The organism is Pseudoalteromonas sp. SG44-8 (assembly GCF_014164125.1).
In the GTDB taxonomy this organism is placed as follows: Bacteria; Pseudomonadota; Gammaproteobacteria; order Enterobacterales; family Alteromonadaceae; genus Pseudoalteromonas; species Pseudoalteromonas rhizosphaerae.
In genome coordinates this window covers 157,520-177,753 of the sequence record NZ_JACJEQ010000002.1, presented here as the reverse complement: position 1 = coordinate 177,753, position 20,234 = coordinate 157,520, and the positions used below count along the sequence as shown (strand labels likewise).

The 20,234-nt window shown below is 41.3% G+C and carries 16 protein-coding genes; 8 read left to right on the top strand and 8 right to left on the bottom strand.

The window, feature by feature from the left end; genetic code table 11:
• Positions 1 to 356: 356 nt before the first annotated feature.
• Positions 357 to 572, bottom strand: coding sequence for a cold shock domain-containing protein CspD (gene cspD / locus H5163_RS03085; RefSeq protein ID WP_054204685.1), 216 nt, complete (start codon positions 570 to 572; stop codon positions 357 to 359).
• A 209-nt stretch (positions 573 to 781) separates the two neighbouring features.
• On the opposite strand from cspD, the gene clpS reads away from it, so the two are divergent.
• Positions 782 to 1,090 (top strand): ATP-dependent Clp protease adapter ClpS, encoded by a 309-nt coding sequence (clpS, locus tag H5163_RS03080; protein ID WP_179959204.1) that lies wholly within the window; start codon positions 782 to 784, stop codon positions 1,088 to 1,090.
• Positions 1,091 to 1,159: 69 nt separating this feature from the next.
• Positions 1,160 to 3,424, top strand: coding sequence for an ATP-dependent Clp protease ATP-binding subunit ClpA (gene clpA, locus H5163_RS03075; protein WP_145233074.1), 2,265 nt, complete (start codon positions 1,160 to 1,162; stop codon positions 3,422 to 3,424).
• A gap of 176 nt (positions 3,425 to 3,600) precedes the next feature.
• Here the strand turns inward: clpA and infA are convergent, their stop codons facing one another.
• The 5 genes from infA to trxB all read right to left on the bottom strand — a co-directional run bounded on the left by infA (position 3,601) and on the right by trxB (position 9,593).
• A complete protein-coding gene (infA, locus tag H5163_RS03070) occupies positions 3,601 to 3,819 on the bottom strand; it encodes a translation initiation factor IF-1 (RefSeq protein ID WP_002962494.1) in 219 nt (72 codons plus the stop codon).
• Positions 3,820 to 3,909: 90 nt separating this feature from the next.
• Positions 3,910 to 4,614 (bottom strand): arginyltransferase, encoded by a 705-nt coding sequence (locus H5163_RS03065; RefSeq protein WP_145233075.1) that lies wholly within the window; start codon positions 4,612 to 4,614, stop codon positions 3,910 to 3,912.
• The gene (aat, locus tag H5163_RS03060) at positions 4,607 to 5,323 is read right to left on the bottom strand and encodes a leucyl/phenylalanyl-tRNA--protein transferase (RefSeq protein WP_145233076.1); all 717 of its coding nucleotides are present in this window, start codon (positions 5,321 to 5,323) and stop codon (positions 4,607 to 4,609) included. The genes H5163_RS03065 and aat overlap by 8 nt, the downstream gene beginning before the upstream one ends.
• A 178-nt stretch (positions 5,324 to 5,501) precedes the next feature.
• On the bottom strand, positions 5,502 to 8,315 hold the full coding sequence (locus tag H5163_RS03055) for a bifunctional aconitate hydratase 2/2-methylisocitrate dehydratase (protein ID WP_182717360.1): 2,814 nt from the start codon (positions 8,313 to 8,315) through the stop codon (positions 5,502 to 5,504).
• A gap of 327 nt (positions 8,316 to 8,642) precedes the next feature.
• Positions 8,643 to 9,593: a thioredoxin-disulfide reductase gene (gene trxB / locus H5163_RS03050; protein WP_182717361.1), complete on the bottom strand. Its 951-nt coding sequence runs from the start codon at positions 9,591 to 9,593 to the stop codon at positions 8,643 to 8,645.
• Between the two features lie 288 nt (positions 9,594 to 9,881).
• Here trxB and pssA point away from each other — a divergent pair, with 288 nt between their 5' ends.
• The 3 genes from pssA (at position 9,882) to H5163_RS03035 (ending at position 12,338) form a co-directional block, all read left to right on the top strand.
• Positions 9,882 to 11,207 (top strand): CDP-diacylglycerol--serine O-phosphatidyltransferase, encoded by a 1,326-nt coding sequence (gene pssA / locus H5163_RS03045; RefSeq protein WP_182734302.1) that lies wholly within the window; start codon positions 9,882 to 9,884, stop codon positions 11,205 to 11,207.
• A 147-nt stretch (positions 11,208 to 11,354) separates the two neighbouring features.
• Positions 11,355 to 11,807, top strand: coding sequence for a GNAT family N-acetyltransferase (locus H5163_RS03040; protein ID WP_149982340.1), 453 nt, complete (start codon positions 11,355 to 11,357; stop codon positions 11,805 to 11,807).
• On the top strand, positions 11,808 to 12,338 hold the full coding sequence (locus H5163_RS03035) for a GNAT family N-acetyltransferase (protein ID WP_182734301.1): 531 nt from the start codon (positions 11,808 to 11,810) through the stop codon (positions 12,336 to 12,338). It abuts the gene before it with no gap.
• 68 nt (positions 12,339 to 12,406) lie between these two features.
• On the opposite strand, the gene H5163_RS03030 is transcribed toward H5163_RS03035, so the two are convergent.
• Together H5163_RS03030 and H5163_RS03025 are read right to left on the bottom strand one after the other, a co-directional pair.
• Positions 12,407 to 13,189 (bottom strand): nucleoside-binding protein, encoded by a 783-nt coding sequence (locus H5163_RS03030; protein WP_182731289.1) that lies wholly within the window; start codon positions 13,187 to 13,189, stop codon positions 12,407 to 12,409.
• A 75-nt stretch (positions 13,190 to 13,264) separates the two neighbouring features.
• Positions 13,265 to 14,578 carry a Na+/H+ antiporter NhaC family protein gene (locus H5163_RS03025; protein WP_182734359.1) on the bottom strand — a complete coding sequence of 438 codons (1,314 nt, stop codon included), beginning with the start codon at positions 14,576 to 14,578 and terminating at the stop codon, positions 13,265 to 13,267.
• A gap of 271 nt (positions 14,579 to 14,849) precedes the next feature.
• Between H5163_RS03025 and dapB the strand changes: the two genes are divergently transcribed.
• The 3 genes from dapB (at position 14,850) to carB (ending at position 20,226) form a co-directional block, all read left to right on the top strand.
• Positions 14,850 to 15,647 (top strand): 4-hydroxy-tetrahydrodipicolinate reductase, encoded by a 798-nt coding sequence (gene dapB, locus H5163_RS03020; protein ID WP_182734300.1) that lies wholly within the window; start codon positions 14,850 to 14,852, stop codon positions 15,645 to 15,647.
• A gap of 207 nt (positions 15,648 to 15,854) precedes the next feature.
• Complete coding sequence (carA, locus tag H5163_RS03015; RefSeq protein WP_145233083.1) at positions 15,855 to 16,991, top strand: glutamine-hydrolyzing carbamoyl-phosphate synthase small subunit; 1,137 nt, start codon at positions 15,855 to 15,857, stop codon at positions 16,989 to 16,991.
• A 16-nt stretch (positions 16,992 to 17,007) separates the two neighbouring features.
• Complete coding sequence (gene carB, locus H5163_RS03010; protein WP_145233084.1) at positions 17,008 to 20,226, top strand: carbamoyl-phosphate synthase large subunit; 3,219 nt, start codon at positions 17,008 to 17,010, stop codon at positions 20,224 to 20,226.
• Positions 20,227 to 20,234 lie beyond the last annotated feature (8 nt).

The following is a 20,234-nucleotide window of genomic DNA, read 5'->3' as shown; positions in this document are numbered from 1 at the left end:
TGTTGATTAAATAATCACACCTGACGAACTGTATTTAATTTTATGTTATTTATAAACTAAGTAAATTAGCCATTAGCCTAATTATTAGTGTTTAAAGGGCCTTTTGAGGCTGCTTTTAAGCACCTAAGAGTGTAACAAGCTTGGCAACAAAGGGCTAATAACAAATATAACATGGGGGTATTAAAAAAGAATTTCAAGAGGAAGGACAGTTTTTGTTCATTCTGTACGTTTAATTTCTAATAGATTAGAAATGCCAGCTTTGAATCTGAATGTAAAATTTAATTGAGATTAAATAGTTTAGAGGAATTAAGCGAGGATCTTTACAGGTCGCTCGCTTTAGTCGAACGTCTAAACAACTACACTAACTCTTCGTTAGGCGCTATATTAGTCGCATGCATGCCTTTAGGGCCTTGCTGCAATTCGAATGTTACATCTTGACCAGCTTTAAGTGTTTTATAACCGTCCATTACAATCGTTGAGTAATGGGCGAATATATCATTCTCGCAGCCGTCTTCTACGATGAAACCAAAACCTTTGGCATTATTGAACCATTTGACTTTACCACAAGCCATACTTCTACATCCTTCTATAAGTTGACTAATTTAGTTATTCTAAACCGTATAGTTTGATAGACTGACTAAGGTTTAATCAATCTACAACTGACTGTAGTTTATTTCGCCGATCAGTCAAGTGTTTTAAACTATTTTTTTAACATTTAATTTATTTTTTATTCAAGTTTGCTTGAGTTCCAAAGACAAGACTATATTTAATTATGAGTGGCATGAAAGATTCAGGTGTTTTAGATACGGTTCGCGATAGTGAGAAGCAAAAACTGCAACCACCGCGAAAATACAAAGTCATTTTAAATAATGATGATTACACGCCAATGGACTTTGTGATAGAAGTACTAACGACGTTTTTTAATATGGATAGCGATAGAGCAACAGATGTGATGCTGCAAGTTCATCAAAATGGTCGCGCAATTTGCGGTGTTTATACCGCAGATGTAGCGTATACCAAAGTTGAACAAGTTAACCGTTATGCACGAGATAACGAGCATCCACTGCTATGTAGTTGTGAGCAGGAATAATACCAAGGTAGGGTGATCAAAATACCCATCACAACGGTATAAAAATATTATCTCAGTAAGGGGTTGCTAATGCTAAACAAAGATTTAGAACTAACTTTAAACGCGGCGTTTCGCGAAGCGCGTACACGTCGCCATGAATTTATGACTGTAGAGCACCTATTACTTGCCCTACTTGATAATCCATCGGCTGGAGAAGCGCTACACGCCTGCGGGATTGATATGGCAGCATTAAAAGCTGAGCTATCAGAGTTTATTAATGAGACCACTCCAGTCATTCCTGATTTAGAAGAAGAACGTGAAACTCAACCAACACTTGGTTTTCAGCGGGTATTGCAACGCGCAGTATTTCATGTGCAATCATCGGGTAAAAACGAAGTAACAGGCGTCAATGTGCTGGTTGCCATTTTTTCAGAACAAGAAAGCCAAGCGGTTTACTTGCTGAAAAAAGCTGATATCTCGCGACTAGATATTGTGAACTTTATATCTCATGGTATCTCTAAAGCAGACGATGACATGGGCGGTGAGGATGCTGATGACATCCATGAAGAAGTACAAGCCGTTCAAGGCGAAGAGCCAAGTAAATTAGAAAACTTCACGTCTAATTTGAATGTACTCGCCCGTGAAGGGAATATCGACCCATTGGTGGGCCGTGATAGTGAAGTAGAACGCACGGTGCAAGTACTGTGTCGTCGTAAAAAGAATAATCCGTTATTAGTTGGCGAAGCTGGGGTAGGTAAAACCGCTATTGCTGAAGGTCTAGCGTATCGCATAGTGCATGAACAAGTACCCGAAGTGATTGCCGATGCTGTGGTGTACTCGTTAGATATGGGGGCATTACTTGCAGGTACTAAATACCGCGGTGATTTTGAAAAGCGCTTTAAAGCATTACTAAAAGAGCTTCAGGCGAAACCTGGCGCTATTTTGTTTATTGATGAGATCCATACCATAATTGGTGCCGGCGCAGCCTCTGGTGGCGTTATGGACGCATCTAACCTGCTTAAACCACTACTTTCGAGCGGTAAGTTACGTTGTATGGGCTCAACTACCTATAACGAGTATAAAAATATCTTTGAAAAAGACCGTGCGTTAGTGCGCCGTTTTCAGAAAATTGATGTACTTGAACCAAGTGTCGCTGATACCACTAAAATACTTAATGGTTTAAAAGAACGTTACGAAGAGCATCATGGCATTCGCTATACGCAAAAAGCGTTAAAAGCGGCGGCAGAGCTCAGTGCTAAGTACATTAATGAGCGTCACTTACCTGATAAAGCCATTGATGTTATTGATGAAGCGGGTGCTAGCCAACGATTACAACCGATCTCTAAACGCAAAAAAACCATTGGTGTGGCAGATATCGAATTGATCGTGGCAAAAATGGCGCGTATTCCGCAGCAAAGTGTGTCATCAAGCGATAAAGAGACTCTTAAAAATCTTGATCGTAACTTGAAGATGTTGGTATTTGGCCAAGATCAATCAATCGATGCACTAACCTCGGCCATTCGCTTATCACGTTCAGGCTTATCAAATGAAGATAAACCAGTCGGTTCGTTTTTGTTTGCAGGACCAACGGGTGTAGGTAAAACGGAGGTAACTAAACAGCTTGCAAAATGTATGGGTGTTGAGTTTATCCGTTTTGATATGTCTGAGTATGTTGAGCGCCACGCGGTAAGCCGTTTAATTGGTGCGCCTCCAGGCTACGTTGGTTTTGAACAAGGTGGTTTGTTAACTGAGGCTGTGATTAAAAATCCACATTCGGTTGTATTACTGGATGAGATTGAGAAAGCTCACTCAGATATTTACAATATCTTACTGCAAGTGATGGATCATGGCACGCTGACCGATAATAACGGCCGTAAAGCTGACTTTAGAAACGTTGTGGTGGTGATGACTACTAATGCGGGCGTACAAGAAACAGTACGTAAATCAATAGGCTTTACTGATCAAGATCATTCTCATGATGCGATGAGCGAAATCAATAAAGTATTTTCGCCAGAATTTAGAAACCGCCTAGATAACATCATTTGGTTTAACCACCTTGATCGTGATGTAACTTTACTGGTTGTTGATAAATTTATTGTTGAGCTACAAGCGCAGCTGGATAAAAAGTCAGTTAATCTTGAGCTTACTAACAAAGCGCGGGAATGGTTGGCAGATAAAGGCTACGATAAAGCTATGGGCGCACGTCCAATGGGCCGCGTGATCCAAGAGCAATTGAAAAAGCCGCTGGCAAACGAGATCTTATTTGGGCAACTTATCGACGGTGGCACAGTGAAAGTGTCTATCAAAGATAAAAAATTGCGTTTTGATTATGAAACGAATTTAACACCTGCATAATTGCAGCGTTAAATAGAAAACAAAAAGCCCAGCAATTGCTGGGCTTTTTGTTTATTAAATGTAATTGTTAGTTTAGCTATCAATTACATTTAATAAACGCTTCAAGCTAATGTAGAAAGTAACTAAGTTACTCAGACAACTTAGCTAAAAACTTGATATTTCGTTAACGCACTAACTTAGCGAGCACGGAATACGATGCGACCTTTTGATAAATCGTATGGGGTCATTTCTACGGTAACTTTATCGCCGGTTAAAATGCGGATATAGTTTTTACGCATTTTACCTGAAATGTGAGCCACAACTACGTGACCATTTTCAAGCTCAACTCGGAACATTGTATTTGGTAAAGTATCAAGGACCGTCCCTTGCATTTCGATTACGTCTTCTTTCGCCATGTTTAGCGTAACACCTCTTTAATAGTTAAACGATGCAGATTTTGCCGAAAATACACCAATAAGTAAAGCCGCAGTAGGCATTTTTGTAAATTAAATAGCCAGCCACTGGTCTGCAACCCTATTTTGGGCAGGTAAAAATTGGGTTTTGTAACGCATTTTTGCACATTCATCAATTTGATAACCTAAATAGACAAATTCTTTATCGTATTGTTTGGCGAATTTGAGCTGCTCTAAAATCATAATTGTGCCCACACTGAAGTGCTCATAATCAGGATCAAAAAAAGTGTAAATAGCAGAAACAGCGTTGTGCATACAATCAGTTACCGCCACTGCAACCAGTTTCTCTTGGTCCCATAATTCAATAAAAGTAATTGGTAACCAGTGACAAAATATAAAGCTGTTGAACTGACTTTGTTCTGGTGGGTACATAGAACCGTCTTGGTGACGCTCGGTAATGTATTTACTGTATAACGGAAAGTATTCAGGGCGTTGTTGGTCTGAATATTTTACACTAAAGGCATTTTTTGCTTTATTAAGTTTACGTTTTTGTGATTTTGTCGGTAAAAATGCCTTAGCTAATACACGCACAGACTTACATGCGCTGCAAACAGGGCAGTGTGGTCGGTAAATTTGGTCACCACTACGGCGAAAACCGAGGGCCAGTAATTGCTCAAATTTGCCCGGGGTATAACAACTTGGATCCAAAATGACTAATAATTGCTCTTGGCGATCGGCTAGGTAGCTACAATCAAATTGTTGGCTTAAACCTAAACGAGCAGGTAAGTGTTCAGTCATAAATAGCGATAAGCTCCTGAGGTTGCCACATTGTTGTTGGAATAATAAACTCTTCTGCTTGTTTTAGTTTAGTTAAAAATTCTGAGCGCGGTAGCACTTTTTCACCTAAAGTGACTAAATAAGGATTCTCAAGCTGACAGTCAATAAAATGCGCATGGTGACGTTTCAACCAATTGACCAATGCCCACATGGCTAATTTTGAACAATTAGCTTGATGATGGAACATTGATTCGCCGCAAAATACGCCATGCTGCATAATACCGTACAAGCCTCCAACAAGTTTGTCGTCTGACCAGATTTCTAAACTATGCGCTAAGCCTGCTTTATGTGCATCTTTATAAGCGTTGAGCATTTTTTTTGTGATCCAGGTGCCATCGGTTTCTAAGCGTTGTTGGCGACAGGCTTCAATCACCTGAGTAAATTCGGTATTAATAGTCACTTTAACCGGATTTTTTTTCAGATGCTTGCGTAAGCTTCGGCTAATATGAAATTCATCGAGTTCAATGATGCCGCGCATACTTGGCGACCACCACATAATTGGCTCGTATTCACTAAACCATGGAAAAATACCGTAGCGATAGGCATTTTTTAATCGCGTTACAGATAAGCATCCACCAATGGCAAGTAAACCATCAGGATCATCTAATGCATGGGTGGGATCAGGAAAAGCAAAGTGGCTTTTAGCAAGTTGATAAAGTTGTTTAGTCATAACACCGATTGAATAACTGAATGATCAAGATAAAGTGTAACCTGTTGCTTTAAATTCACAAACCACAAATTATTGAGTTATCCATTCCCTCGTGTAGGGCTTACTTATGATAGGCAAATTGTAGGCATAAAAAAAGCGCGTTAAAAAACGCGCTTAATTGAACCATTAACTAATCGAATTAGCTAACCACTTTTACGGGTACTGCTTGACCTGCGTTGAACTTAGTTGTCATCGCTTCTTCAACAGGTACAAATGATGTAAGGTCAATACCTTCAACTGCAGACTTATACTCTTCGATAGTCGGGAAACGACCAAGAACAGAAGAAAGTACTACAACTGGCGTTGAACCCAGTAGTGACTCACCTTTTTTCTCAGATGTATCAGCTACTACACGGCCTTGGAACAGACGTGTTGACGTTGCGATAACAGTGTCACCAGGTTCAGCTTTTTCTTGGTTACCCATACATAGGTTACAACCAGGGCGTTCTAGGTATAAGATATTTTCATACTTAGTACGTGCAGCCGTTTTTGGTTTTGCATCGTCAAATTCAAAACCTGCGTATTTAGCAAGGATATCCCAATCGCCTTCCGCTTTAAGCTCATCAACAATGTTATATGTTGGTGGCGCAACTACCAATGGCGCCTTGAACGAGATAGAACCGTTTTTCTTCTCGAGGTTACGTAGCATGTGAGCAATAATTTTCATATCGCCTTTGTGCACCATACATGAACCAACAAAAGCTAAATCAACAGGCTTGTCGTTGTAAAAAGAAACAGGGCGGATCACATCGTGAGTATAACGCTTAGAAACATCATCGTTATTTACGTCTGGATCGGCAATCATTGGCTCAACGATTTGGTCTAAATCAACCACAACTTCTGCGTGGTATTTAGCATTATCGTCTGGAGAAAGTGCTGGCTCTTCACCAGATTGAATACCTGCAATACGCTTGTCAGCTAAGTCGATTAGACCTTGTAGCGTTTGCGCCTCGTTATCCATCCCTTTGTTGATCATGATTTGGATACGTGACTTAGCAAGTTCAATTGACTTGATTAACGTTTCATCATTTGAAATACAGATTGATGCTTTCGCTTTCATCTCTGCAGTCCAGTCAGTGAAGGTAAACGCTTGGTCAGCCATTAGGGTACCAATATGCACTTCAATGATGCGACCTTGGAACACGTTTTCGCCACCAAATTGCTTAAGCATTTGCGCTTGCGTTGCATGTACAACGTCGCGGAAATCCATGTGCTTAGCCATTTTGCCTTTAAACGTCACTTTAACTGAATCAGGAATTGGCATCGCTGATTCACCCGTTGCAAGTGCAACAGCAACCGTGCCTGAATCGGCACCAAAGGCTACACCTTTAGACATACGTGTATGCGAGTCACCACCGATGATGATTGCGCGGTCATCAATTGTAATGTCGTTCAATACTTTGTGAATAACGTCGGTCATTGCATGATAAACGCCTTTCGGGTCACGTGCAGTGATCAAACCAAACTTATTCATGAACGCCATTAGTTTTGGAATATTTGCTTGCGCTTTACTATCCCATACTGATGCAGTGTGACAACCAGACTGATATGCACCATCAACAAGTGGTGAAATCGTTGAAGCAGCCATCGCTTCTAATTCTTGTGCTGTCATTGGACCGGTTGTATCTTGCGAACCAACGATGTTCACTTTAACGCGAACATTTGAGCCTGCGTGAAGTGGCGTATCTGATAGTACACCTACTGCATTACGGTTAAAGATTTTTTCAACCGCTGTTAAGCCTTGGCCTTCATGTGAAATTTCTTTTGAAGGTGCATACACAAGTGGAGTTTCAATGCCGAGTGTTTCAGCAGCAAACGTTTGTAGTTTTTTACCGAATACAACAGCGTAAGAACCACCGGCTCTCATGAATTCAACTTTTTGCGGTGTGAATGCTGACGAAATATCAACAAGTTCTTTATCACCGTTATAAAGCTTTTTCTCTTTAGTATTGATTGTTAACACAGTACCGGTAGCAACAGAGTACGCTTCTTCAAGCACTGCATCACCATTGTCATCAGTCACTGTATTGCCGTTTGCGTCTACTTTTTTAACCCAGTTTTTAAGGTCAAGACCAATACCGCCAGTTACATCAACCGTTGTTAAAAAGATTGGCGCAATACCATTAGTACCTGCAACAACAGGTGCAATGTTGATGAAAGGAACGTATGGGCTTGCTTGTTTACCCGCCCAAAGTGCTACGTTATTCACACCAGACATACGAGATGAACCAACGCCCATCGTGCCTTTTTCAGCAATAAGCATTACTTTAGCGTTAGGGTGTTTCTTTTGAAGCGCAACAATTTCTTGCTGTGCTTCTTCAGTGATCATGCATTTACCGTGTAGTTCACGGTCAGCACGTGAATGTGCTTGGTTACCTGGGGACAGTAAATCAGTTGAGATGTCGCCTTCACCGGCGATATAGGTTACTACATCGATTTTTTCTTCGATGTCAGGTAATTTTGTGAAGAATTCAGCTTGTGCGAAGCTCTCTAGTAATTCTTTAGCAATTGCATTGCCTGCTTCGTATGCCGCTTTTATGCGAGCCATATCTGCATCGTATAAGAATACTTGAGTCTTAAGTACTTCAGCCGCTTGTGCTGCGATTGTTGCGTCATCAGCAAATACTAAATCAATTAGCATTTCAATTGACGGGCCGCCTTTCATGTGTGAAAGCAGTTCAAATGCGAATTCTGGAGTGATCTCTGCAACTTGCTCTTCACCCAAAATAATTTCTTTTAGAAACTGTGCTTTAACGCCCGCAGCACTGGTTGTTCCTGGTAATGTATTAAAAATAAAGAAATGCAGTGAATCTTTACGGTGCTCGTTATTAGTATCTTTAATTTGATTAATGATTTCTGATACTAGTTCAGCGCTATCGATTGGTTGTGGGTTTAATCCAAGCTCCGTTTTACGGGTTTGGATTTCTTCCATATATTTTGTATACAAACTCATAGAAAACTCTCGGTATTTTACTTGATATGAAGTTAAGCATTTTAACTGATTTTACAGTCTCTAGTAATGCCTAAATGAATAAAGCTTTTCTGCCTAACTATAATTATAGCTAGTTTTACTTACTATACTTTGACGATATTCATTGCTCGAACTTAGATCCTATCGCACCTAAGCCATTAATTGTATAAATATGATTGATTCCGAGTATAAGTGTGGTGAATGTTGGTGCGACTGCAATGAGTACTTTTCGGTGTTGGATGAGCCTTTATAATTTTGGGCCACAAAAAAAGGGCTGAAAATTCAGCCCTTACTATATGTTATGTAAACTTATAGGTTATCTAAGAAACGCTCAGCATCAAGTGCTGCCATACAGCCAGTACCAGCAGAAGTGATTGCTTGACGGTAGATATGATCAGACACATCACCTGCTGCAAAAACACCTGGTACACTTGTTTGTGTTGCATTGCCGTTTAGGCCTGACTCAACCACTAAGTAGCCGTCTTTCATTTCAAGTTGGCCAACAAACATATCAGTATTTGGTTTATGACCAATTGCAATAAATACGCCCGCTAAATCAATTTCTTCAGTGGCTTCTGAGTTTGCATCCTTGATACGAACACCGGTAACACCCATTTGGTCGCCCAGTACTTCATCAAGCGTACGGTTATAATGCATGACTACGTTACCGTTTGCTGCTTTTTCAGCGAGGCGATCGGCTAAGATTTTTTCACTGCGGAAGCTATCACGACGGTGAATTACATGTACTTCATCAGCAATGTTCGATAAATAAAGCGCTTCTTCAACCGCAGTATTACCACCACCAACAACCGCAACTTTTTGACCTTTATAGAAAAAACCATCACAGGTTGCACAGGCAGACACACCACGGCCTTGGAAGTTAGTTTCAGACTCTAGGCCCAAGTACTTAGCAGATGCACCCGTTGCAATGATCAGCGCATCACACGTGTAAGTACCTTGGTCGCCAGTTAGCGTGAAAGGGCGCTTAGTTACATCAACAGTGTGAATGTGATCAAAGACAATTTCAGTTTCAAAACGCTCGGCATGCTCTTTCATACGATCCATTAATGCAGGACCTGTTAAACCGTGAGCATCGCCCGGCCAGTTTTCAACTTCAGTCGTTGTTGTAAGTTGACCGCCTTGTTGCATACCGGTGATCAATACCGGGTTTAAATTTGCGCGTGCTGCGTAAACTGCTGCAGTGTAACCCGCAGGTCCAGATCCTAAAATTAGCAACTTACAATGTTTTACTTCACTCATGTTTTTATATCCTAAACGTTTAATAGCGTATTAATGCGCTCGATTTTAAGAGAAACAAGAGGGAAGTAAATAAAAGCGGCGATTATTTTTTTTTCTAAATCACAAAGCTGTCAAATATTGTGTACTAGAATCATGATAAGTGTACGATTTGTATGATATCTGAGCTATTAATTCAGTATTAACTCAGCATGCGACGTTAATTCATGACCAAGCTGTGTTTTTTTGATATGTTTTAACTAATTTTGATTTGTGACCCTGATTAAGGGTGACCTAAGTGAATAGGCAATTATGTTATTTTGGCAGGAAAAACCCGCGTACGGGTTGACTTCAAAAGACGTTAACGTCTTAACCAATGCACAAGAATATCGCACGCATTTACTAGCACTGATTGCGCAGGCAAAAACACGTATTTATATTACGACACTTTATCTGCAAGATGATGAAGCAGGGCGTGAAGTGTTAGCAGCGTTACATCAGGCTTCATTAGCAAACCCCGCATTAGATGTAAAAGTGTTGGTTGACTTTCATCGTGCCCAACGCGGTTTAATTGGTGCGGCAAAGTCAGATGGTAACGCCAGTTTATATTGTGAATATCAAGAAAAATATCAATCAAACGTACAAATTTTTGGCGTACCAGTAAAAGCAAAAGAACTTTTTGGGGTGCTGCATTTAAAAGGTTTTGTAATTGATGATACGCTGCTTTACAGCGGTGCGAGTTTAAATAATGTGTATTTGCAGTATCAAGAGCGCTACCGGTTAGATCGCTATTTTTTAGTCGAGCAGGCCTCACTATGTGATTCTGTGATTGACTTTATTGAACATGAATTGTTGAGTTCTGAAGCCGTTCCACGTATTGATGTGCGGCCTTTAACAAAGTTTAATGATATTAAAATCGCACAAAAACAATTGATGCGTACATTAAAGCAAGCTAACTACGCTCACAGTGTGGAGCAAAATGAGCAAGCACTTGGCGTGCGACTATTTTTAGGACTGGGACGACGTAATAACGAGCTTAATCGTGTGATCAAATCCTTATTTGATGCCACCGAGCAAGAGTTAGTGCTGTATACCCCATACTTTAATTTTCCTGCACCGTTAATGCGTTCCTTGCGCCGCTTACTAAAACAGGGCAAGCAAGTAACAATCGTAGTAGGCGATAAAACGGCGAATGATTTTTACCTGCCACCAAGTGAACCATTTAGTAAAATAGGTGCTTTGCCATACTTGTATGAAACGATTTTGCATAAATTTTTAAAATCGCAAAAGCGCCATATTATTAACGGTAATTTAAATGTGTATTTGTGGCAGCATGAAAGTAACTCATTTCATTTGAAAGGTATTTGTGCTGATCGTAAATATCATTTATTGAGTGGCCATAATTTAAATCCTCGTGCCTGGGGATTAGATATCGAAAATGGCATTTTATTAGAAGATCCTGAGCAAAGTCTCATGCCAGCAATCGACAATGAAAGAGCCGAGATATTACAACACTGTCGTCGTTTAAACGGTGCCGAAGATTTAGAAACCATGGACGATTACCCGCCAGCGGTTAAAAAATTGCTGGGGCAAGCTAAGCGTGTCAAAGTTGATTTTATTATTAAGCGTTTTATTTAACGCAAAGTTAGAGACTAAAATGTAAGTACTATAAAAGCAGCGTTTACGCTGCTTTTTGTTGATTTAGCCTCGGAGCTGTTGCCCAACTCCGCTACAATATTTTTGCAAAACTGATGATGGTTATTTTAATATTCAAAGGAACTAACAATGCTTATTAAATCCGCCGAGCAAAAAGATTACGCCTCTTTAATTGAGATCTGGGAAGCTTGCGTTTCTCATACCCATGACTTTTTAACCCAACAACACATAGATGAACTGAAACCATTGATTTTGGCACATTATTTTGATGCTGTTAGTCTTTTTTGTTGTAAAGACAACAGTGGAAAAATAATTGGGTTTATTGGCGTTGCTGGCGGCAATATTGAAATGCTGTTTGTTGAGCCGACTTTCTTTGCGAAGGGGGTTGGCACGTTCTTAATTAATTACGCGATTGATAATTTAGCGGCAACTCATGTTGATGTTAACGAGCAAAACCCTAAAGCCCATGGTTTTTATTTAAGTAGAGGGTTTGAGCAAATAGGGCGCTCTGAATTAGATGGTCAAGGAAAGCCGTTTCCGCTGCTACATATGCGTTTAGCAAAAGTAGTTGAGGCTGACTAAATGGAACTGGTGATTTCAGATTCAATAACTTTAAAGCCATTAGATATTAGTCACGCAGTTGAACTTTACCAAGTTATCGCCGATAGTCGGGAAAATCTGAGTCAATTTTTACCTTGGGTGGATTACGTAATAGATGTTAATTCAACTAAACGTTATATATATGAACGACTACACAGCGGTAAAGCAGGTTCTCAGTGGTTTGCGGTATATATAGAGGATCGCTTAAGCGGTGTATTTGGTATTAAACACATTGATCCTGACAGTAAAGGTGCTGAATGCGGTTATTGGTTAGCTGATTTTGCACGCGGGCAAAGAGCCATGAATCAAGTGCTTACTAAAATAGTGCCTTATATAAAAAATAATAGTCATGCAAAAGTGATTGAGTTTTGTTGTTTAGAGGAAAACTTAGCGAGTATAAAGGTTGTGCAACGCGCAGGCGCACAATTTAAATATTATCAAAAAGAGACATCAATCTTCCTTGCTAATCAGCAACAGCAGCGTTTAGGTGTTTATGAAATAAAGCTAACGTGATCTGTGTTCATGGTAAGTAAAAAAAGCGCAATACAATTAATATCGCGCTTTATTATTATCGCTAACTATTAAAACGTCCACTCAACATGAAATTGCGGTACCGACTCAGTGGTATCGGTCCCTAGCTTGTTGTGCCAATATTGCCACTCAAGGCCAAGTAGTAAGGTGTTTTCTTTCATGCTGATGGCATTACCCAAGTCCCAAGTAATGATAGGCTGCGCTAAGATCCACGCCTTAACATCTTCACCAAATTCATTTTCGCGCTCAGCAATATATTCAACATGGCCAGTTATATTAAATTTTTGTGAACCAATCGAAAACGGGTAACCCCATGCAACATCTAGCATCCAGCTGTTAGTTTCAATAGGCGCGCCGCCACGCGCAACACCCTCGTTATCATCTATATAGGCCGTAACTAGGGTTGATAAAAAACTAAATCCTGGCGCTTGCCAATTTACTTTAACACCGGGTAAATACTTCAATACCTTAGCATCACCTGCGGCGTTAAAGCCCGCTGTTAATCCAACGTCAGCAATAGCGCCAAACGAAAAGTCATTACCGGTTATTTTAGAAAGGCTAAAAGTTGAATACCATTCGCCATAAAAGTCACGGTCTTGATAGCCATCATCAACATTATCATTAATGTAATCTATGAAGAAAAAGTTATCACCATAGTCATAGCCAGAGGCGTGTTGCAGTGAAGCGATTGATGTACCTGCTTCTTGTTCAGTAAATGGGTTTTTAAAATCGCCGTAGTTTAAATGTAGTTGCGTTGTGCTCCAATTTGCAGCAAAGCTAGATGTACTAACTGCACAAAGGGCGAATAAAGATAATGTTGATTTTATATTCATAACTATATGTTTAATGGGGAGTAAAGTGCAAAGTATAGCAGATACGCCCAAACGTGAGCGCATCTGCTTAAGTATTTATGCCTTATTTCGGCGTAGGCAAATTACAGCTATAGCAGTAAATGCCAATATAAAGCAGTAGTAAGATGAGGTTGATACTTGCCACGGGCTAATTTTAAATGTTGCGCCAAGTAGTAACGCTTGTGCACCATAAGGGAGAGATCCTTGCGTAACACAGGCGAAAATATCCAGTAAGCTTGCTGAACGCTTACCGCTGATCTCACCATCATCGGCAAGTTTTTTGGCGATAGGACCGGCAACAATAATCGACACGGTATTATTCGCTATACATACGTTGCTGGTCATAACTAACGCGGCAATACCAAGTTGATCTGCCACTTTTCTGTGCCATTTTGCAATGACTTTAGTAATGGCTTGAATCTTTTGCGCGATATAATCAAGGCCACCGTTAATACGAATAAACTCTGATAAGCCACCAATAAACATCGACAGCAAGAATATTTCTTGCATATCAGTAAAGCCCTTATAAATGTCTTTTACAAAGCTGGCACCTTCATAACTGCCAGTAAAGCCCATCAGTGCCGCAAATATAATACCGCTGAACAGCACCACAAATACATTAAAGCCCATCACCGCTAGTACTAAAATAAATGCATAAGGTAGTACTAATAGAATATCGTAATCTTTGGTTTCTACTGCTTGAGCCGCAGGAGTTAAAAAGAATAATAAACCAATAGTGAGGATAGCTGCTGGCAATGCGATTTTTAAATTCTCACGGAATTTATCTTTCATCTCACAGCCTTGGGTACGCGTTGCAGCAATGGTGGTATCAGAAATAATTGATAAGTTATCGCCAAACATCGCACCTGACACAATCGTACCGGCCATTAATGCTGGATCAATACCGGTTTTAATAGAGACCGCATACGCAATCGGGCCAATCGCCCCGATAGTACCCATTGAAGTACCCATGGCCGTAGATACTACCGCTGCAATTAAAAATAAGCCCGGTAAAAGTAATGCTGGTGGAATAAGTGATAAACCGGCGTTAACAACCGCATCCACGCCGCCTGTAGCACCTGCGACGGCAGAAAATGCCCCAGCAAGTAAATAAATTAAGCACATGGTAATGATGTTGTTGTGACCGGCACCTTTTATAAAGGTTTCTACACTGTGGTTAATGGTGTTCTTATTTAAAATAAACGCCAGCATAATCGCCGGTAAAATAGCAACAGGGGCAGGGAGCTGATAAAAAGCGTAATCGACCCCTTGTGATTGCAGGTATAAACCCGCACCTAAAAATAAGGCCACAAAGGTTAATAGGGGGAGCAAAGATAGTTTTGCTGTTGTTTTATTAAATGATGGCTGCATCATATTCCTCGTTAGATAACTTCTTGCACAACTAACACAGCCAAAACATCCCTCTTTTAGCTGAATTTAGTTGTCATACCTACCACAATGATAAGTACCTCAACAGCGCCCGCAAGCCAAAGACCAAATCGGCGCAAAGAAAGAAGTTTAAATGTATAGATGGCTAAAGTCTATGGGTATCTGTTATTATTATTTTTTAAAAGGCTTACCTGACTATTACACGAGTTTTAGATAAAATCTAGCCAACTCAAAAAATGCATAGGTTATTAATATGAATCGAATAGGCGTATTTGGCGCAAACGGAAGAATGGGGTTGGCATTAATTGAAGCCGCTCACAAAAATAATCATACCGAGCTTAGTGCAGCCTATGTACGCAGCAGTTCTCCCTTATTAAATATTGCCGTTAATCAATTAAATAGCGCAGCACCTGCGACAATTAATTTTAGTGATGAACGCAACGTTGACAATACCGACGTACTGATTGATTTTACGCTCCCAGCGGGTATGCGTGAGCATTTAAAAACAGCTGTTGCACAAAATATCCCGATGGTGATTGGCACCACCGGTTTAAATGACGACGATATGCTGGCGTTACAAACGGCTGCCAAGCAGATTCCAATTGTGTTTGCGCGAAATTACAGCGTAGGCGTAAATTTACTGTTGAATTTAGTGCAAACCGCCGCCACTAAATTTGGTGATGATTTAGATATCGAAATTTTTGAAGCGCATCATCGCCATAAAATAGATGCGCCATCAGGCACTGCACTTGCCATTGGTGAGGCAATTGCCGATGCAAAAGGGTGGGTGCATGATGAGGTTGCGATATTTGATCGCAGCCGAGTAGAAACAGAAAAATCGCAAAATGAAATTGGTTATTCGGTGCTCCGAGGCGGAGATATAGTTGGTGAACATACCGCATATTTCGCAACTTCTGGCGAAAGGCTTGAATTAACTCATAAAGCAAGTTCTCGAATGACCTTTGCATTAGGCGCAGTAAGAGCTGCGGGCTGGTTGAAAAATAAGCCTGCAGGACTTTATGACATGCAAGATGTCCTCGACTTGAAGTAGTTTAGTTACTTTTTTGGGTGTTTGGTGGCTTTTTTGGCTTATAGGGCTTATTTTTACTGATTATTGAAATAGGGTTAGACCTAAAAGGCAAATTACTATAAAATAGCGCTAATTTGCCAAAAATTCATAATTGCGTGTTTCCAATCGCTATAAACGGGTAGTAAAGCAAATGACTTTACTCCCGTTTTTTACTGTTAGGAGGTTAACTTGACTAAATCCGCTCTGTTAGTTCTAGAAGACGGCACAGTGTTTCGCGGTACTGCAATCGGCGCTGACGGCATGTCTGTCGGTGAAGTAGTATTCAATACATCAATGACTGGTTATCAGGAAATTCTGACTGACCCTTCATACGCGGAACAAATCGTAACTTTGACGTACCCACACATAGGTAATACGGGTACTAACAGCGAAGACGAAGAAGCGAGTCACATTTGGGCTAAAGGCCTAGTGATCCGTGATTTGCCACTGCTAGCAAGTAATTTCCGTAACGAGCAATCGTTAGATGATTACTTAAAAGAACGTAATATCTTAGGTATTGCAGACATCGACACCCGTAAGCTTACCCGTATTTTGCGCGATAAAGGCGCTCAAAACGGTTGTATTATTGCAGGTGACGAATTAGATGAAAACCAAGCGCTCGCAGCTGCGCAAGCCTTCCCAGGCTTAAAAGGTATGGATTTAGCGAAAGTAGTATCAACCAAGGAAAATTTCGAGTGGCGTGAATCAAGCTGGACATTAGGCGCAGGGTTCAAAACTCTAAACGCAGCCGATGAAAAGTTTCACGTTGTTGCTTATGATTTCGGTGTGAAGCGTAATATTCTACGTATGCTTGTAGACCGTGGTTGTAAATTAACCGTTGTACCTGCACAAACCTCGGCAGCTGACGTGTTAGCACTTAACCCAGATGGTATCTTCTTATCGAATGGCCCGGGCGATCCAGAACCGTGTACTTACGCCATTGAAGCAATTAAAGCCTTTTTAGAAACTGAAATTCCTATTTTTGGTATCTGTTTAGGTCACCAATTGTTAGCACTTGCCTCGGGTGCAAAAACAGTGAAAATGAAGTTTGGTCATCACGGTGGTAACCACCCAGTGAAAGATTTAGACCGTAACGTAGTAATGATCACTGCGCAAAACCATGGTTTTGCTGCCGATGAAACAACGTTACCTGATAACCTTCGTGCTACGCATAAATCGTTATTTGACGGAACGTTGCAAGGTATTCACCGCACCGACAAACCTGCTTTTAGCTTCCAAGGTCACCCTGAAGCAAGCCCAGGTCCACACGATGCAGCCCCATTATTTGACCACTTCATCGATTTGATGCAAGCGCGTAACAACTAATTAAACCGGAGTAACAATGCCAAAACGTACCGACATAAAAAGCATTCTTATCCTAGGCGCAGGCCCGATTGTAATCGGCCAAGCCTGTGAATTTGACTACTCTGGTGCTCAAGCGTGTAAAGCACTTAGAGAAGAAGGCTATCGAGTTATTTTAGTTAACTCAAACCCTGCAACAATTATGACCGATCCTGATATGGCTGATGCGACCTACATCGAGCCAATTCATTGGGAAGTGGTAGAAAAAATCATTGAAAAAGAAAAGCCAGATGCAGTGCTACCTACAATGGGTGGTCAAACCGCATTAAACTGTGCGCTAGAACTAGACAAGCACGGTGTATTGGCAAAGCATGGTGTTGAGCTAATTGGCGCAACAGCTGATGCAATCGACAAAGCAGAAAACCGCGAACGTTTCGACATCGCAATGAGAAATATCGGTTTAGAATGCCCGCGTGCTGAAATTGCTCATTCAATGGATGAAGCAAAAGACATCATCACACGCATTGGTTTACCGTGTATTATTCGACCTTCTTTCACTATGGGCGGCACCGGCGGCGGTGTGGCGTATAACTTAGAAGAGTTTGAAGAAATTTGTGAACGCGGTTTAGACCTTTCTCCAACCAGCGAGCTATTGATTGATGAATCATTGATCGGTTGGAAAGAGTACGAAATGGAAGTTGTGCGTGACAAAAACGACAACTGCATTATCGTTTGTGCAATTGAAAACTTTGACCCAATGGGTGTTCATACTGGCGATTCAATCACCGTTGCTCCTGCGCAAACATTAACTGACAAAGAATACCAACTAATGCGTAATGCCTCTATGGCAGTACTGCGTGAAATTGGTGTTGAAACAGGTGGCTCAAACGTACAGTTTGGTGTTAATCCAGATGACGGCCGTATGGTTATTATCGAGATGAACCCACGTGTATCACGTTCATCAGCACTTGCTTCAAAAGCAACCGGTTTCCCGATTGCTAAAATCGCGGCTAAGCTAGCGGTAGGCTACACACTTGATGAGCTACAAAATGACATCACCGGTGGTAAAACACCTGCGTCGTTCGAGCCATCAATCGACTATGTAGTCACAAAAATTCCTCGCTTTAACTTTGAAAAATTTGCTGGTGCAAACGACCGTTTAACCACGCAAATGAAATCTGTAGGCGAAGTAATGGCGATTGGTCGTAACCAACAAGAGTCGTTACAAAAAGCATTACGTGGTCTGGAAGTTGGCGCAACGGGTTTCAACCCAATCGTGGCACTTGACGACCCGAAAGCGAAAGAAAAAATCATCCGTGAATTACGTGAGCCAGGCGCTGAGCGTATTTGGTATATTGCTGATGCAATGCGTCATGGCATGAGCGTTGAAGAAGTGTTTCAGTTAACGAAAGTTGACCGTTGGTACTTAGTACAGATTGAAGACATCTTAAAAGACGAAGCTAAAATTGCCGAAGTGGGCATGGCTGGCTTAAGCGCTGATTTCCTTCGTAAGTTAAAACGTAAAGGTTTTGCTGACCCTCGTATCGCTGAAATTGCCGGTGTGTCTGAAGCTGAAATTCGTAAAAAGCGTCATTTATTAAACATCGTGCCAGTATACAAGCGCGTTGATACGTGCGCTGCAGAGTTTAGCTCTGATACTGCATACATGTACTCAACGTACGACGAAGAGTGTGAAGCTAACCCATCTGATCGTGATAAAATCATGGTTATTGGTGGCGGTCCAAACCGTATCGGCCAAGGTATTGAATTTGATTACTGTTGTGTTCACGCAGCCCTTGCACTACGTGAAGACGGCTACGAAACTATCATGGTTAACTGTAACCCTGAAACGGTTTCTACCGACTACGATACGTCAGACCGTTTATACTTTGAACCAATTACCCTTGAAGACGTACTTGAAATCGTACGTGTAGAAAAGCCTGTTGGTGTAATAGTGCAATACGGTGGTCAAACACCACTTAAACTTGCCCGTGAACTTGAAGCTAACGGCGTGCCAGTAATTGGTACTTCACCAGATGCGATTGACCGTGCAGAAGACCGTGAGCGTTTCCAACAACTTGTTGAGCGTTTAAACCTGCTTCAGCCTGAAAATGCTACTGTTACTTCAACTGAAGAAGCGATTTTAAAATCAGCTGAAATTGGTTTCCCACTGGTTGTGCGTCCTTCGTATGTACTAGGTGGTCGTGCAATGGAAATAGTGTATGACGAGCAAGACTTACGTCGTTACATGACCGAAGCCGTATCTGCATCAAATGAAGCACCAGTACTACTTGACCGTTTCTTAGATAATGCGATTGAAGTTGACGTTGACGCAATTTGCGACGGCGAGCAAGTGATCATCGGCGGCATCATGGAACACATTGAACAAGCGGGTGTTCACTCAGGTGACTCAGCCTGTTCATTACCAGCCCATTCGTTATCACAAGAAGTGCAAGACGTAATGCGCAAGCAAGTAACTGACATGGCACTGGAGCTTGGCGTGGTTGGTTTGATGAACACACAGTTTGCTGTTAAAGATGGCAAAGTGTACCTAATCGAAGTAAACCCACGTGCAGCGCGTACGGTACCGTTCGTATCAAAAGCGACCGGTGTGGCACTTGCAAAAGTAGCGGCACGTTGTATGGCGGGTCAATCTTTAGCAAGCCAAGGCATTACTAAAGAAGTGATACCACCTTACTACAGCGTAAAAGAAGTGGTATTGCCATTTGCTAAGTTCCAAGGTGTGGATCCTATCCGTGGCCCTGAAATGCGCTCTACTGGTGAAGTAATGGGTGTCGGTGATACATTCGCCGAAGCCTTTGCAAAAGCACAATTAGGTGCAAGCAATACTTTACCACGCGGTGGCCGCGCGTTACTATCTGTGCGTAATAGCGATAAGCCACGTATTGTTGAACTAGCTAAAACCATGACAGACCTAGGTTTTGAACTAGATGCAACAGGTGGCACAGCCGCTGCACTTGAAGATGCTGGTATTGCAGTACGTCGTGTAAACAAAGTATTTGAAGGTCGCCCGCACATTCTTGATAGAATCAAAAATGGCGAGTATAGCTATATCGTTAATACTACCGAAGGTCGCCAAGCGATCGAAGATTCGAAGGTGTTACGTCGTGGTGCATTGCAACACAAAACTAACTATACAACGACCTTGAATGCGGCATTTGCTAACTGTACTGCTAACCAAGCAGACGACCGCAGCAAAGTGACGTCAGTTCAAGAACTACACCTGCGATTGAACTAAGGAAATGT